Annotated in this window: 14 protein-coding genes; 2 read left to right on the top strand and 12 right to left on the bottom strand. The window is 70.0% G+C overall.

Features of this window, described 5'->3' with window-relative positions; genetic code table 11:
* Window positions 1-43: 43 nt before the first annotated feature.
* The 6 genes from B072_RS0141910 to B072_RS0141885 form a co-directional block, all read right to left on the bottom strand.
* On the bottom strand, window positions 44-727 hold the full coding sequence (locus B072_RS0141910) for a response regulator (RefSeq protein ID WP_018536001.1): 684 nt from the start codon (window positions 725-727) through the stop codon (window positions 44-46).
* Window positions 724-3,297, bottom strand: coding sequence for a sensor histidine kinase (locus tag B072_RS0141905; RefSeq protein ID WP_018536000.1), 2,574 nt, complete (start codon window positions 3,295-3,297; stop codon window positions 724-726). Before B072_RS0141905 ends, B072_RS0141910 begins: the two co-directional genes overlap by 4 nt.
* A 138-nt stretch (window positions 3,298-3,435) precedes the next feature.
* A complete protein-coding gene (locus B072_RS0141900) occupies window positions 3,436-4,656 on the bottom strand; it encodes an alginate lyase family protein (protein WP_018535999.1) in 1,221 nt (406 codons plus the stop codon).
* 185 nt (window positions 4,657-4,841) lie between these two features.
* Window positions 4,842-5,609 carry a DUF3710 domain-containing protein gene (locus B072_RS0141895; RefSeq protein WP_018535998.1) on the bottom strand — a complete coding sequence of 256 codons (768 nt, stop codon included), beginning with the start codon at window positions 5,607-5,609 and terminating at the stop codon, window positions 4,842-4,844.
* Window position 5,610: 1 nt separating this feature from the next.
* Entirely contained in the window at window positions 5,611-6,126 is a 516-nt protein-coding gene (gene dut / locus B072_RS0141890; RefSeq protein WP_043245715.1) for a dUTP diphosphatase, read from the bottom strand.
* An 8-nt stretch (window positions 6,127-6,134) separates the two neighbouring features.
* The gene (locus tag B072_RS0141885; protein ID WP_018535996.1) at window positions 6,135-6,719 is read right to left on the bottom strand and encodes a PaaI family thioesterase; all 585 of its coding nucleotides are present in this window, start codon (window positions 6,717-6,719) and stop codon (window positions 6,135-6,137) included.
* A gap of 113 nt (window positions 6,720-6,832) precedes the next feature.
* On the opposite strand from B072_RS0141885, the gene B072_RS0141880 reads away from it, so the two are divergent.
* On the top strand, window positions 6,833-7,285 hold the full coding sequence (locus B072_RS0141880) for a DUF3093 domain-containing protein (protein WP_018535995.1): 453 nt from the start codon (window positions 6,833-6,835) through the stop codon (window positions 7,283-7,285).
* Between the two features lie 50 nt (window positions 7,286-7,335).
* Here B072_RS0141880 and B072_RS0141875 read toward each other — a convergent pair whose 3' ends face one another.
* The 4 genes from B072_RS0141875 to B072_RS0141860 all read right to left on the bottom strand — a co-directional run bounded on the left by B072_RS0141875 (window position 7,336) and on the right by B072_RS0141860 (window position 10,991).
* A complete protein-coding gene (locus B072_RS0141875; RefSeq protein ID WP_026246894.1) occupies window positions 7,336-8,337 on the bottom strand; it encodes a hypothetical protein in 1,002 nt (333 codons plus the stop codon).
* A gap of 13 nt (window positions 8,338-8,350) precedes the next feature.
* Complete coding sequence (locus B072_RS0141870) at window positions 8,351-8,647, bottom strand: DUF4193 domain-containing protein (protein ID WP_018535993.1); 297 nt, start codon at window positions 8,645-8,647, stop codon at window positions 8,351-8,353.
* A 429-nt stretch (window positions 8,648-9,076) separates the two neighbouring features.
* A complete protein-coding gene (locus B072_RS0141865) occupies window positions 9,077-10,330 on the bottom strand; it encodes a sensor histidine kinase (protein WP_026246893.1) in 1,254 nt (417 codons plus the stop codon).
* A gap of 7 nt (window positions 10,331-10,337) precedes the next feature.
* Window positions 10,338-10,991, bottom strand: coding sequence for a response regulator transcription factor (locus B072_RS0141860; RefSeq protein WP_018535991.1), 654 nt, complete (start codon window positions 10,989-10,991; stop codon window positions 10,338-10,340).
* 358 nt (window positions 10,992-11,349) lie between these two features.
* Between B072_RS0141860 and B072_RS48935 the strand changes: the two genes are divergently transcribed.
* On the top strand, window positions 11,350-11,523 hold the full coding sequence (locus tag B072_RS48935; RefSeq protein ID WP_018535990.1) for a hypothetical protein: 174 nt from the start codon (window positions 11,350-11,352) through the stop codon (window positions 11,521-11,523).
* Window positions 11,524-11,610: 87 nt separating this feature from the next.
* On the opposite strand, the gene B072_RS0141850 is transcribed toward B072_RS48935, so the two are convergent.
* Together B072_RS0141850 and B072_RS0141845 are read right to left on the bottom strand one after the other, a co-directional pair.
* Window positions 11,611-12,426: an inositol monophosphatase family protein gene (locus B072_RS0141850; RefSeq protein WP_018535989.1), complete on the bottom strand. Its 816-nt coding sequence runs from the start codon at window positions 12,424-12,426 to the stop codon at window positions 11,611-11,613.
* Window positions 12,427-12,435: 9 nt separating this feature from the next.
* The gene (locus B072_RS0141845) at window positions 12,436-13,575 is read right to left on the bottom strand and encodes a ferrochelatase (RefSeq protein WP_026246892.1); all 1,140 of its coding nucleotides are present in this window, start codon (window positions 13,573-13,575) and stop codon (window positions 12,436-12,438) included.
* Window positions 13,576-13,628 lie beyond the last annotated feature (53 nt).

The raw sequence follows: 13,628 nt of genomic DNA, 5'->3' as shown, positions 1-13,628 counted from the left end.
GTGACACGGTCGTACCCGCTGGTGTACCCCGGAATGCGGGCCCTTACTTCTCGAACCGGTATCCCATTCCGGGCTCCGTGACGAAGTGCCGCGGATGCGACGGATCGGTCTCCAGTTTCCGCCGCAACTGCGCCATGTACACCCGGAGATAGTTGGTCTCCGTGCCGTAGGAGGGCCCCCACACCTCCTGCAACAGCTGCTTCTGGCTCACCAGGCGTCCCGTGTTGCGCACCAGCACCTCCAGCAGGTGCCATTCCGTGGGCGTGAGGCGGACGTCCCGGCCATCCCGGTTGACCTTCTTAGCGGCCATGTCGACCGTGAAGTCGGCGGTCTCCACGATGCCTTCGTCCTCGCCGCCGCCGGTCGGCTCGGCCCGCCGCACGGCCGCCCGCAGGCGCGCGAGCAGCTCGTCCATGCCGAACGGCTTGGTGACGTAGTCGTCGGCGCCCGCGTCGAGCGCCTCGACCTTCTCGTCCGAGGAGTGCCGGGCGGACAGCACCAGGATCGGGACCCGCGTCCAGCCGCGCAGTCCCTTGATCACCTCGACGCCGTCCATGTCGGGCAGGCCCAGGTCGAGGACGATCACGTCGGGATGGCGGGCGGCGGCGAGCTGCAGCGCCTGCGCGCCGTCGGCGGCCGCGTCCACCTCGTACTTGCGCGCCTTCAGGTTGATGACGAGGGCGCGGACGATCTGCGGTTCGTCGTCGACCACGAGCACCCGGGTCATGCGGACCTGCCTCTCTGAGCTGTCGTACGGATCAACGTTTGATGAGGGCCGGACTGCGGCGCCGCTGTCGCGCCGCGCAGGGTCAGGACCATGGTGAGGCCGCCGCCCGGGGTGTCCTCGGCGGTGAGCGTGCCGCCCATCGCCTCGACGAAGCCGCGCGCCACGGCGAGGCCGAGCCCCACTCCGGCGCCCCGAGGTGCGTCACCGTAGCGCTGGAAGGGCTCGAAGATGCGGTCCTTGGCCTCGTCCGGGACCCCGGGGCCGCGGTCGACCACACGGAGCTCGACCCGGTCGCCGAGCGCGCTGGCGGCGACGAGGACGGGCTCCTCGGACGGGCTGTACTTGACGGCGTTCTCGACGATGTTGGCGACGGCCCGCTCCAGGAGCCCCTTGTCGACGGTCACCATCGGCAGTGACTCGGGGATGTCCAGGTCGACGTTGAGTTCCGGGTCCGGTACGCCGACGAGCGCCATCGGGACCACCTCGTCGAGGTCGATCTCGCGGATCAGGGGGGTGACCGTGCCGGTCTGGAGGCGCGACATGTCGAGCAGGTTCCCGACGAGGTGGTCGAGGCGGTCGGCGCCCTCCTCGATCCCCGCGAGCAGCTCGGCCTGGTCCTCCGGCGACCACTCGATGTCCTCGGAGCGCAGTGACGACACGGACGCCTTGATCCCGGCGAGCGGGGTGCGCAGGTCGTGCGAGACGGCAGCGAGCAGGGCGGTACGGATGCGGTTGCCCTCGGCGAGCGTGCGGGCCTGGTCGGCCTCGGACTGCAGGCGCTGCCGGTCGACGACGACGGCGGCCTGCGCGGCGAAGGCGGCCAGCACCCGCCTGTCCTCCGCGGGCAGGACCCGCCCCGACAGAGCGAGCGCCATGTGGTCGCCGACCGGCATGTCCACGTCGGCGTCCTCGGGCCGCGTCATGGCCGCCCGCGCCCCGACACTGCCCGCGCAGGTCCACGGCTCGGTGTCGCCCGCCCGCTCCAGGAGCGCGACGGACTCCATCGCGAACGTCTCCCGTACGCGTTCCAGAAGGGCCTCCAGGCTGGTGTCGCCGCGCAGCACGCTGCCCGCGAGGAAGGAAAGGATCTCCGACTCGGCGCGCAGCCGGGCCGCCTGGTGGGTGCGCCGGGCGGCCAGGTCCACGACGGACGCCACCGACACCGCGACCCCGATGAAGATCACGATGGCCACGATGTTCTTGGGGTCCGCGACGGTCCACAGGTGCAGCGGCGGGGTGAAGAAGTAGTTCAGGAGCAGGGAGCCGAACGCGGCCGAGGCGAGCGCCGGAAGCAGTCCGCCGACCAGCGCCGACGCCACGATCAGGGACAGGAACATCAGCATGTCGTTGGCGAGCCCGAGGTCGCTGTCGACGTGCGTGAGGATCAGGGAGAGCAGCGCGGGGCCGCCGACACCGATGAGCCAGCCCCACACGATCCGGGAGCGGCCGAGCCGGGCCCCGCGGGCGACGGGCAGGCCGCGCCCCTTGGCGACCTCGCCGTGCGTGACGATGTGGACGTCGAGGTCGGGCCCGGACTCGCGGGCCACGGTCGCGCCGACGCCGGGCCCGAACATGTACTGCCAGGTCTTGCGGCGCGAGGACCCGAGCACGATCTGGGTGGCGTTCACGCCCCGCGCGAACTCCAGGAGGGCCGCGGGGATGTCGTCGCCTATGACGTGGTGGAAGGTTCCGCCGAGGTCCTCGACCAGGGTGCGCTGGACGGCCAGCTCCTTGGGCGAGGCGGCGGTCAGCCCGTCGCTGCGGGCGATGTACACCGCGAGGACCTCACCCCCGGCGCCCTTCTCCGCGAGCCGCGCCGCGCGCCTGATCAGCGTACGGCCCTCGGGACCACCGGTCAGCCCGACGACGATGCGCTCACGGGCCTGCCAGGTGGAGCGGATGTTGTGCTCGCCCCGGTACTCCTGGAGGTACTCGTCGGCCCGGTCGGCGACCCAGAGGAGGGCCAGCTCGCGCAGGGCGGTGAGGTTCCCGGGACGGAAGTAGTTGGACAGGGCCGCGTCGACCTTGTCGGACTTGTAGATGTTGCCGTGGGCCATGCGGCGGCGCAGCGCCTGGGGCGACATGTCGACCAGCTCGATCTGGTCCGCACGGCGGACGACCTCGTCAGGGACGGTCTCGCGCTGGCGTACGCCGGTGATCGACTCGACGACATCACCCAGCGACTCAAGATGTTGAATGTTGACCGTCGATATGACGTCGATACCCGCGGCCAGCAGTTCCTCGACGTCCTGCCACCGCTTGGCATTGCCCGCGCCCGGCACGTTGGTGTGGGCGAGCTCGTCCACGAGGGCGACGGCGGGTGCGCGCCGCAGGACGGCGTCGACGTCCATCTCCTGGAAGACGGTCCCCCGGTACTCGATCTCCTTGCGCGGGATCTGCTCCAGGCCGTGCAGCATCACCTCGGTGCGCGGCCGGCGGTGGTGCTCGACGAGCGCGACCACGCAGTCGGTGCCGCGCTCGACGCGGCGGTGCGCCTCGGAGAGCATCGCGTACGTCTTTCCGACGCCCGGTGCCGATCCGAGGTAGATCCGTAGCTTGCCGCGTCCCATGGCCTCATTGTCTTCCGGTCACTGCTTCACGCAGCTTCGACCTTACGGCCAGCAATTCTCACAAATGGGACGGACGCCTGGTGGGCGGGTGGCTTTGACGCAACCCTGATGCGTCAAAGCCACCCGCCCACATCTGCCCTAGCTCGGGTTCTCCGCGTGGGTGAGGGTCTCCCATGCCACGAACAGGTTGTCGGACCCGGCGGGCCGCTGCTGCTCGGTGAGCTTCTGGGTGTTGGTCATGGCGGTGCCGAGGCGGGTGTGCAGGGCGTTGTAGCCCACTTCGGTGACGGGCCCGAGCCCGCGCTTGACGCTGCCGCCGCACAGCCAGCTCGGCGGTGCCTCTCCGAGTTCGTACTTGGACTGGAAGCCGAGTGCCTGCCGCAGCCGCTCGCCGACGTCCGTGCCGTACAGGTCCTGGCCCTGGATGCGGCTGGTCTCGGCGATGTGCGAGATGGCGGAGATGCCGTACCCGGTGTGCGTGAAGTCGCGGCAGGTCTCCTGCGTCAGCCCCGTCACGAAGGTCGACTGCCCCTGCCAGTAGCTGACGATCTTGGCCTTGGTGTCGAGGTTCTGGCTCGGCACGGGCTTGGGCAGGTCCCCGTCCGACGACAGGTACACGTACGCGGCCGTGCGCGTCCGGAACTTCGCCATGGCCTTGTCGTACGAGGTCTTGTCCTCCAGGAAGACGGAGATCCCGACGGCGGCCTCCATCATCGACAGCTCCCAGTTGCCGTTGGAGTTCGAGCCGTTGATGACCTTCGGCAGGTACACGTCGCGCAGCATGGTCCGGAAGCGGCTCTCGTTCGCCCAGCCGCCGCTGTACGTGTACTTGATGATCTCGGCGGCCTTGGGCCAGGAGGATCCGGCCCAGCCGGTCTGCAGCGGCGCGTTGCTGTTGGTGTGCTCCTTGATCGTTCCGGACCAGGCGTCCATGAGCGCGATCGACTTCTTCGCGTAGCGCTCGTCGCGCGTGAAGTACCAGGCGAGCGCGTCGGTGTACGCGGCTATCGCGTCCTCGCGCTCGTCGGTGCAGCCGTAGTTGGGGTTGGAGTACGAGCCGCACTCGACGGTGGCGCGCGGCTTGGGGGTGCGGTTCAGGTCGGCGTACTTACTGGCCATCATCTGGTCGAAGGCACCCTTCCAGGGCTGCACCCCGGCGTCGACCTTGGCCTTGGCGAAGTCCAACTGCCCCTTGGAGACGGTGACTCCGGGGTGGGCGAAGGTGGCGGGCGCGGCCTCGGCGCGGTCCACGCCGGGCCAGGCGACGGCCGTGGCGACCAGGGCCGTGACGGTGGTGGCGAGGGTGGCAAGCAGGGTGGTGCGCGATCTTCTGTGACGAGCCTGCATGGTGGGGGCCATCCGTTCTCGTATGTGAACGCGGGGCGCCGATATGAACCACGGCGCTGGCCGGTGACCCTAGGTACGGACCAGGCTTCCGTCAAGGCCTGAAGAAAGAACGGCAGTTGAGGACCCCGGACAGCGAAAAGCCGGGGGCCGCGCACCCTTGAAGGATGCGCGGCCCCCGGCCACGTACGAGAAGCGCGTCAGCGGACCTCGGTGATCTCCGGACCACGGGCCAGCTGACCCATGCCACCGGAGAAGCGCGAGCCCTCCTGGGAGTCCTGGGCGGCACTCTCGGCGACCATCTGCGCATCCTCCGGGAGCTTGAGGACGATCGGGTCGCGCGGGGCCATCGGGCCCTCGCCGCGCACGACGACCGTGTCCCGGAAGATCTGCTCGAGGAGACCGGCGGCCTGCGGCTGCACCGCGCCCTGGCCCGAGATCACACCGCGCAGGAACCAGCGCGGCCCGTCCACACCGATGAACCGCACGACCTGGAAACCGCCCGTGCCGTCCGGCAGCTGCACCGGCACCTGGGCCCGCAGCTCCCAGCCGAGCGGGCCCTCGACCTCGTCGATCACACCACCCTGCTGAGTGATGCCCGTGGCGATCTCCTCGCGGACCTCGCCCCAGATGCCCTCCTTCTTGGGGGCGGCGAAGGCCTGCAGCTGCACCGCGCTGTCCCGGAGGACGACGGTCGCCGCGACGATCGCGTCACCCGCGACCTCCACCCGCAGCTCCATGCCCTCCACGCCGGGGACGAAGATTCCGCCCAGGTCGACCCGGCCCTCGCCGGGCTCGCGGACCTCGGAGTCGTCCCAGGGTCCGTCGGGACGCGGCTCGGGCTCGAGCCGGACACGCTCCCGGCCACCCTCGGCGTCCACGTCGGCACTGTCGACAGCGTCGACGACCTGCTCGGCCTCGCCCGCCGCATCCTCGGCGGCGCCGTTCTTCTTGCGACGTCCGAACACGTCACTGTCCTTCCCGGTCGGATACGACCGAAGCGTATCGATTCCCACCCTTTTGACCGTCCGCGCCATCGGCCGGGACGCCTACGGAGGCATGCCCACCGGTGGACCCGAAGCCCCCCTCGGCCCGCACGGATGCGGGAAGCTCCGCGACCTCCTGGAAGCGGACCTTCTCGACCTGCTGGACGACCAGTTGGGCAATCCGGTCGAAGCGCTCGAACCGCACGCTCTCGCGCGGGTCGAGATTCACCACGATCACCTTGATCTCCCCACGGTACCCGGCATCCACCGTCCCTGGGGCATTCACCAGGGCGACACCGCAGCGCGCTGCGAGACCGGACCGCGGGTGCACGAAGGCCGCGTACCCCTCGGGCAGCGCGACAGACACCCCGGTGGGCAGCACGGCCCGCTCCCCGGGGGCGATCTCGCACGCCTCGGTGGTCCGCAGATCGGCGCCCGCGTCGCCCGGCTGCGCGTACGCGGGCAGGGGCACGTCGGGGTCGACGCGGCGGATCAGCACGTCAAGCGTCACGGGTTCACCTCGAAGGCACGGGCACGCCGGATCTGGTCCGGGTCGCTCATGGCCGCCTGGATCTCTTCCTTGCGGCCGTTGTCGATGAAGTGGTCGACCTTGACCTCGATGAAGAGGGCGTCGGCGCGGACGGCGACGGGCCCGTCAGGGCCGCCGATCCGGCCGGTCGCGGTCGAGTAGATCTTGCGCCCGGCCACCGCGGTGATCTCGGCGGACAGATGCAGCACGGTGTCCACGGGCACGGGCCGCACATAGTCCGTCTCCAGGCGCCCGGTCACGGCGATGGTCTGGGTCAGCCAGTTCAGGGAGCCGAGCGTCTCGTCGAGCGCGGTGGCGAGCAGACCGCCGTGCGCGAGGCCGGGCGCGCCCTGATGGGCGGCGCGCACGGTGAACTCGGCGGTGACGGTGACACCCTCGCCGGCCCGCGCCTCCAGGTGCAGCCCGTGCGGCTGTTCGCCGCCGCAGCCGAAACAGTGTCCGTAGTGCGCGCCGAGAAGCTCACCGGGAGCGGGCGCGTCGGGGTGCCGTACGGGCGCTATGGCGTCGGCCGGGGGCGTCAGAGCTGCTGAAGTACCACTCACAGGCGCAGACCTTACCCGCCCGCCCGTCTCCCACCACCGCCCTACCCGACAGCGCTGCGCGCGGACCGCCCCCATTCAGCTGTGGCTTCACGCATCGTGCCAAGCTTGTCCGCATGGAGCTCTCGACGACGCCTTACGAAGAACGACTCACCGCGCCCCGTTCGTGGTGGCTCGTCTCATTCCTCGTGGGCCTCGCGTGCGGCATCATCGCGCTGCCCTTCGGCACGCTGCCGCTGCTCGGCGGCTTCGTCGCCGGACTGCTCGTGTCCGCCGTGATCACCAGCTCGTACGGCTCGATCCGGATCCGCGTGGTGGCCGACTCGCTGATCGCGGGCGACGCGAAGATCCCGCTGTCGGCGCTGGGCGAGGTGCACGTCCTGGACCCCGAGGAGGCCCGCGCCTGGCGCATGCACAAGGCCGACCCGCGCGCCTTCATGGTGCTGCGCAGCTACGTCCCGACGGCCGTACGGGCCGAGATCACGGACCCCCAGGACCCGACCCCGTACGTGTACCTCTCGACCCGCGAACCTGAAGCTTTGGCAAAGGCTCTGAGCGCCGGCGTCTGACGCCCGCGCCGCGGGCTCGGGCCTCGGCCTCCGGCAGACCCCCGGCAGGTTCAGCCCTCGATCTCCAGGGCGTCCCTCGGGGCCTCCAGGGGCGGCAGATCGCCGAGCGCGTCCCAGGGCACCTGGGTGGCCCGCAGGTCCTTACGGATCCGCTCGGCCAGCCTCTTGGTGTCGCGGCGGTTCATCAGCGCCCCCACCGCCGCGCCGATCATGAACGGCGTCAGGCTGGGCAGGTTGCGCACCATGCGCTTCATGATCTGCTGGCGCAGTTCGCGCTTCATCTGACCGCCGAGCGCCACGTTGATCGTCGTCGGCCTGGACACGTCGATGCCCCGCTCGTCCGACCACGAGTGCAGGTAGGCCGTGCTGCGGTCCTTCAGATTGCCGGGCGGGCGCGCGCCGTACACCTCGTGCAGTTCGGCGATGAGTTTCAGCTCGATGGCCGCCACGCCCGTGATCTCCGCGGCCAGCTCGGTGGGCATGGCGGGCGGCACGGGCAGCATCGCCGCGGCGCCGACCCCGGCGCCCACCGTGGACGTCGCGTTCGCCGCGCCGGCGACGAGTTTGTCCGCGAGTTGCTCGGGCCCGAGGCCCGGGAACTGCTTGCGGAGGGCCGCGAGGTCCCGTACGGGCACTCGCGGAGCGTTCCTGATGATCTGGTCGGCGAGATAGCCGATGCCGGCCTTGGCGGCGGCGCCGCCCTTGGCCATCCCCGTTCTCGCGGCGCTACCGCTCTTTCGGACGCCGTCTCTGACGGCGGTGACCCGGCGTCTGGTCAGCTGCGCCTTGGTCTCCGTGCCCACGGCCGCGTCGGCGTCACGCAGTTCCACGGCGTCCACGACGCCCGCTGTCGCCGCTGCCGCCAGGTCGCCCGTCACCTCGTGTCCGTTCGCCGATTCGAGCGAGGCGTCTTCTCCGGAGTCGCCGGGGGTACCGGAGACGCCAGGGAAAGAGCCTCGCTCGTCGTCACGCACGGCCTTGGACGGGCCTTGAGCCGCATCCCGGCGCTTGGTCCAGGTGCGGCGCTTCCAGGGCGGGGTCGAGCCAGTCATGCCCGACCCTGCCTCAGTCGCAGTCGCGGCAGATCGGCTGCCCGTTCTTCTCCCGCGCGAGCTGGCTGCGGTGGTGCACCAGGAAGCAGCTCATGCAGGTGAACTCGTCCTGCTGCTTGGGCAGGACGCGGACGGCCAGCTCTTCGTTCGAGAGGTCGGCGCCCGGAAGTTCCAGGCCTTCCGCCGCCTCGAACTCGTCCACGTCGACGTTCGACGCGGACTTGTCGTTCCGCCGGGACTTCAGTTCTTCGATGCTGTCCTCATTGAGGTCGTCATCGGTCTTGCGTGGAGTGTCGTAGTCCGTAGCCATGTCGCCTCTCCCCCTCTGGGTGTCTGCAGGTGTCTCAGCGCACGTAACGCATGAGAGGCCGGACTTGTGCCCGACCTGAGGCGGAGATTTTGCCTCACATCAAGGTCTGTTACTCAATCGACACCCAACCGGATCCCTCAAGAGTGATCAGCTTGGGTGGCGAACGGGACCGTACACGGTCCTCGTGCCGCACCGCACAGGCGCCATCCCGTGTACTTCCCGTGATCATGGCGCCCGAAAACCCGGATTTTCCCGGCTATCCGGCGCCTTGTGCGATCACGGAGCGTAGATGACCGGAAATTCGCCCTTGTGATCGATCACACACGCCCTCTCCGGGCGCAGGTCCCGAAAATTCCGCTAAAAGCGAACTCCGTCAGCGCGTCGGCGGAAGCATGTCAGATCCACACGCGCTGTGCACCTTGAACCGCCTCAGATCGGCAGGGTGACCCGCATCACGAGCCCACCCCCCTCACGGGGCTCGGCGGCGATACGGCCGCCGTGGGCGCGCGCCACGGACCGCGCGATGGACAGGCCGAGGCCCACGCCCTTGTCACTTCCTGTGCGCTCGGTACGCAGCCGCCGGAACGGCTCGAAGAGGTTGTCGATCTCGTACGCGGGGACCACCGGGCCCGTGTTCGCGACGACCAGCACCGCCTGTCCGTGCTGCGCCTCGGTGTCGATCTCGACCCAGCCACCCTCGGGGATGTTGTACCGAACGGCGTTCTGCACGAGGTTCAGCGCGATGCGCTCCAGGAGTACGCCGTTGCCCTGGATGACCGCTTCCTTGCGCTCACCGCGGATCTCCACGTCCTTCTCGTCGGCCTCGGACCTGGTCTGGTCGATCGCCTGTGAGGCGACCTCCGCCAGGTTCACGGGCTTGCGCTCGACGATCTGGTTGTCGCTCCGGGCGAGCAGGAGGAGGCCTTCCACGAGCTGCTCGCTTCGCTCGTTCGTGGCCAGAAGGGTCTTGCCGAGCTGCTGGAGCTCCACGGGGGCGCCCGGATCGGAGAGGTGGACCTCCAGGAGGGTCCGGTTGATCGCGAGCGGTGTGCGCAGCTCGTGCGACGCGTTGCCGACGAAGCGCTGCTGGGCCGTGAACGCCCGCTCCAGGCGGTCCAGCATCTCGTCGAAGGTGTCCGAAAGTTCCTTCAGTTCGTCGTCCGGGCCGTCCAGCTCGATGCGGCGCGTCAGGTCCGTGCCGGCCACGCGGCGCGCGGTGCGCGTGATGCGGCCGAGCGGGGACAGGACGCGGCCGGCCATCGCGTAACCGAAGGCGAAGGCGATGATCGCGAGACCGAGCAGCGCCATCAGGGAGCGGCTCAGCAGCACGTCGAGAGCGTGATTGCGCTGCTGGGCGACGCACTGGTTCAGCGCGTCGTTCAGCTGGGAGTCCGACGGGTTGGACGGGAAGCTGCACAGGTTGCTGACGATTTTCACCGAATTGCCGTCGGTGACGATCTTGAACGGCAGCTCGCTGCCCACGTTCAGTGCCTGTGCCGCGAGCAGATAGATGATCGACAGCAGCAGGATGCCCGCGATCAGGAACATGCCGCCGTACAGGAGCGTGAGCCTTATGCGGATGGTCGGACGCAGCCAGGGGAAGGGCGGATCGTCCTTCGCCCCGGGCATCCATGTCGGCTTCGGTGGCGCCGTGGGCTTGGGTGGCGCGGGTGAGGAGGCCATCGGCGGATCAGATCCGGTACCCGGAGCCCGGCACGGTGACGATGACCGCGGGCTCACCGAGCTTGCGGCGCAGGGTCATGACGGTGACGCGCACGACGTTCGTGAACGGGTCCGTGTTCTCGTCCCAGGCCTTCTCCAGGAGCTGCTCGGCCGAGACGACGGCGCCCTCGCTGCGCAGCAGCACCTCGAGAACGGCGAACTCCTTCGGCGCGAGCTGGATCTCCTTGCCGTCGCGGAACACCTCGCGGCGGTTCGGGTCGAGCTTGATGCCGGCACGCTCCAGGACGGGCGGCAGCGGAACGCTCGTACGCCGCCCGAGGGCGCGGACACGGGCCGTCAGCTCGCTGAACGCGAAGGGCTTGGGCAGGTAGTCGTCGGCGCCCAGCTCCAGGCCCTCCACGCGGTCGCTCACGTCACCGGAGGCGGTCAGCATGAGGATGCGGGTGGGCATGCCCAGCTCGACGATCTTGCGGGCGACGTCGTCGCCGTGCACGAGCGGGAGGTCGCGGTCGAGGACGACCACGTCGTAGTCGTTGACGCCGATGCGCTCCAGGGCGGCCGCACCGTCGTACACGACGTCGACGGCCATGGCCTCCCGGCGCAGTCCGGTGGCCACCGCATCGGCGAGCAGCTGCTCGTCCTCGACGACGAGTACGCGCACGTCGCTTGTCCTTCCTCTAATGCCTCTGGTCGGCCACCGGCAGCGCTCGGGCGCGCGGGGGCAGGTCCGGTCACGGGTTGTGGTTCCCCATCCTGCCCCTTTCGGCCATAAACCGGCTGTAAGGCGGCCTGGAGTCCGAGGAATGCGGGATTCGTTCAGGATTTCTGGAGGGGTCGAGGTTTCTCCGGAAGAGTGCGTGGGGAGGACGGCACTACACCCGCGATCACGCTTTGTATGTGGCATGCCACGAGCCGCTGTCGAGCTTGCTTTCCGCAGAGCGGCTCGAGACGTGATCGCCCCTTCCACAGGGCACACCCCCGTGCCACCGACCCACGACCCAGGACGAGGGGGCGCAACCATGGATGCATTCACCGCAGGACTGCTGCAGCGCATAAAGGCGGCCGAGACCGACCTGACGCGGGCGCGCGAGACCGGCGACGACTTCCTTGCCGAGGTCGAGCAGGGCGAGTTGGACGATCTCCACCGCCTCGCGGCCGAGCACGGCGTGGAGATCCACGCCACGAGCGTCTGACACACGGCACCACGCAAGAGGGCCCCGGCGCCTGGTTCGATCCAGGCGGGCGCCGGGGCCCTTTCGTGCGTCTTGGGAGCTTCGGGCTCAGTCGTGCCAGGCGCCCAGCTCTTCCAGCCACTTCTGCAGCGGCTCGAAGAGGCCGGGCGGCGCGGCGACGGTCAGCTCGGTCGACGCGACGTCGCCGGGACGGCCGCCGGTCAGGGCGCCCGCCTCGCGCGCGATGAGCTCACCGGCCGCGAAGTCCCAGGGGTTGAGGCCGCGTTCGTAGTACGCGTCCAGCCGGCCGACGGCTACGTCGCACAGGTCGATGGCGGCCGAGCCGCCGCGCCGGATGTCGCGTACACGCGGGATCAACTCCCGTACGACGTCGGCCTGATGGGCCCTGCGCTCCTCCAGGTAGCCGAAGCCGGTACCCACGAGGGCCTGTGCGAACGGTGGTGCCACGCGCGCGCGGGCGCGCCGGTCGTTCACGTGGGCGCCCTCGCCGAGCACGGCACGGTAGGTCTCGCCCCGCATCGGGGCCGCGACCACGCCGACGATCGTCTCGCCGTCCTTGCGGGCCGCGATCGAGACGGACCAGTCGGGGCGCCCGTAAAGGTAGTTGACCGTGCCGTCGATGGGGTCGATCACCCAGGTGACGCCGCTGGTGCCGTCCGAGGCGGCGCCCTCCTCGCCGAGCACACCGTCGTCGGGGCGGCGCTCGGCCAGGAAGTCCGTGATCAGCTTCTCGGACGCGATGTCCATCTCGGTGACCACGTCGACGGCGCTCGTCTTGGTGGCGGCGACGCCGAGGTCGGCGGGGCGGCCGTCGCGCAGGAAGGCGCCCGCGCGGTCCGCGGCCTCCAGGGCGACGTCGAGCAGCTCTGCCTTCAGGGCCGTCAGGTCGGTCAGATCTGTCATCGGGCGTCCTTACGCGTACGGGCTGTCGGCGCCCGCGGCCGCGGGCTTGAGGGCGCGGGCCGGGCAGCAGCCCACCGGGCAGAGGTCGTGACTCGCGCCGAGCGCGCCAAGTGCGCAGGGTGTGACGTTCCTGCCGCTCTCCGCGGCGGCCCGCTCCAGGACCAGCTCGCGCACGGCTTCCGCGAAGCGCGGGTCGGCGCCGACGGTGGCGGAGCGGCGGACCGGGAGGCCGATCTCCGCGGCCTTCGCCTCGGCCTCCGTGTCGAGGTCGTACAGGACCTCCATGTGGTCCGAGACGAAGCCGATGGGGACCATGACGACGGCGGGAACCCCGGCGGACTTCCGCTCCTCCAGGTGGTCGCAGATGTCGGGCTCCAGCCACGGGATGTGCGGGGCGCCGGAGCGCGACTGGTAGACGAGCTGCCAGGGGTGGTCGACGCCGGTCTCCTCGCGCACCGCGTCCGCGATCAGCCGCGCGACGTCCAGGTGCTGCTTCACGTACGCGCCGCCGTCGCCGTGGTCCTCCACGGGGCCCGAGGTGTCCGCCGCGGCGTTGGGGATGGAGTGCGTGGTGAAGGCGAGGTGGGCGCCGGAGCGCACGTCGTCGGGGAGGTCCGCGAGGGACTTCAGGACGCCGTCGATCATGGGTCGCACGAAGCCGGGGTGGTTGAAGTAGTGGCGCAGCTTGTCGATCGTCGGCAGCTCCAGGCCTTCGGCCTCCAGTGCGGCGAGCGACTCCGCGAGGTTCTCGCGGTACTGGCGGCAGCCCGAGTACGAGGCGTACGCGCTGGTGGCGAGGGTCAGGATGCGGCGGTGCCCGTCGGTGACCATCTCGCGCAGGGTGTCGGTCAGATACGGCGCCCAGTTCCTGTTGCCCCAGTAGACCGGCAGGTCCAGGCCGTGCTCGGCGAAGTCCTTGCGCAGGGCGTCGAGCAGCGCCCTGTTCTGGTCGTTGATCGGGCTGACCCCGCCGAACTGGAAGTAGTGCTGGCCGACTTCCTTGAGCCGCTCCTTGGGGATGCCGCGGCCCCTCGTCACGTTCTCCAGGAACGGGACGACGTCGTCGGGGCCCTCCGGCCCTCCGAAGGAGAGAAGCAACAGGGCGTCGTAAGGCCGGGCATCAAGGCCGGCAGCGTGCGCGTCTGGCATGTGTTCGATCCTGCCACCCGGCACCGACAGGCGGAAAACTGCCATGCCGCCCG

Origin of the sequence: Streptomyces sp. HmicA12, from assembly GCF_000373565.1 — a bacterium.
GTDB lineage: Bacteria > Actinomycetota > Actinomycetes > Streptomycetales > Streptomycetaceae > Streptomyces.
The sequence above is the reverse complement of the archived record's forward strand: the minus strand, read 5'-3'. Positions and strand labels throughout refer to the sequence as shown.

Excerpts from the sequence above, each read along its gene's own strand:
- B072_RS0141870 (WP_018535993.1), bottom strand. The coding sequence starts at position 8,647 with ATGGCTACGGACTACGACACTCCACGCAAGACCGATGACGACCTCAAT.
- B072_RS0141875 (WP_026246894.1), bottom strand. The coding sequence starts at position 8,337 with ATGACTGGCTCGACCCCGCCCTGGAAGCGCCGCACCTGGACCAAGCGC.
- B072_RS0141850 (WP_018535989.1), bottom strand. The coding sequence starts at position 12,426 with ATGACAGATCTGACCGACCTGACGGCCCTGAAGGCAGAGCTGCTCGAC.
- B072_RS0141900 (WP_018535999.1), bottom strand. The coding sequence starts at position 4,656 with ATGGCCCCCACCATGCAGGCTCGTCACAGAAGATCGCGCACCACCCTG.
- B072_RS48935 (WP_018535990.1), top strand. The coding sequence starts at position 11,350 with ATGGATGCATTCACCGCAGGACTGCTGCAGCGCATAAAGGCGGCCGAG.
- B072_RS0141880 (WP_018535995.1), top strand. The coding sequence starts at position 6,833 with ATGGAGCTCTCGACGACGCCTTACGAAGAACGACTCACCGCGCCCCGT.
- B072_RS0141910 (WP_018536001.1), bottom strand. The coding sequence starts at position 727 with ATGACCCGGGTGCTCGTGGTCGACGACGAACCGCAGATCGTCCGCGCC.
- B072_RS0141905 (WP_018536000.1), bottom strand. The coding sequence starts at position 3,297 with ATGGGACGCGGCAAGCTACGGATCTACCTCGGATCGGCACCGGGCGTC.
- B072_RS0141865 (WP_026246893.1), bottom strand. The coding sequence starts at position 10,330 with ATGGCCTCCTCACCCGCGCCACCCAAGCCCACGGCGCCACCGAAGCCG.
- B072_RS0141845 (WP_026246892.1), bottom strand. The coding sequence starts at position 13,575 with ATGCCAGACGCGCACGCTGCCGGCCTTGATGCCCGGCCTTACGACGCC.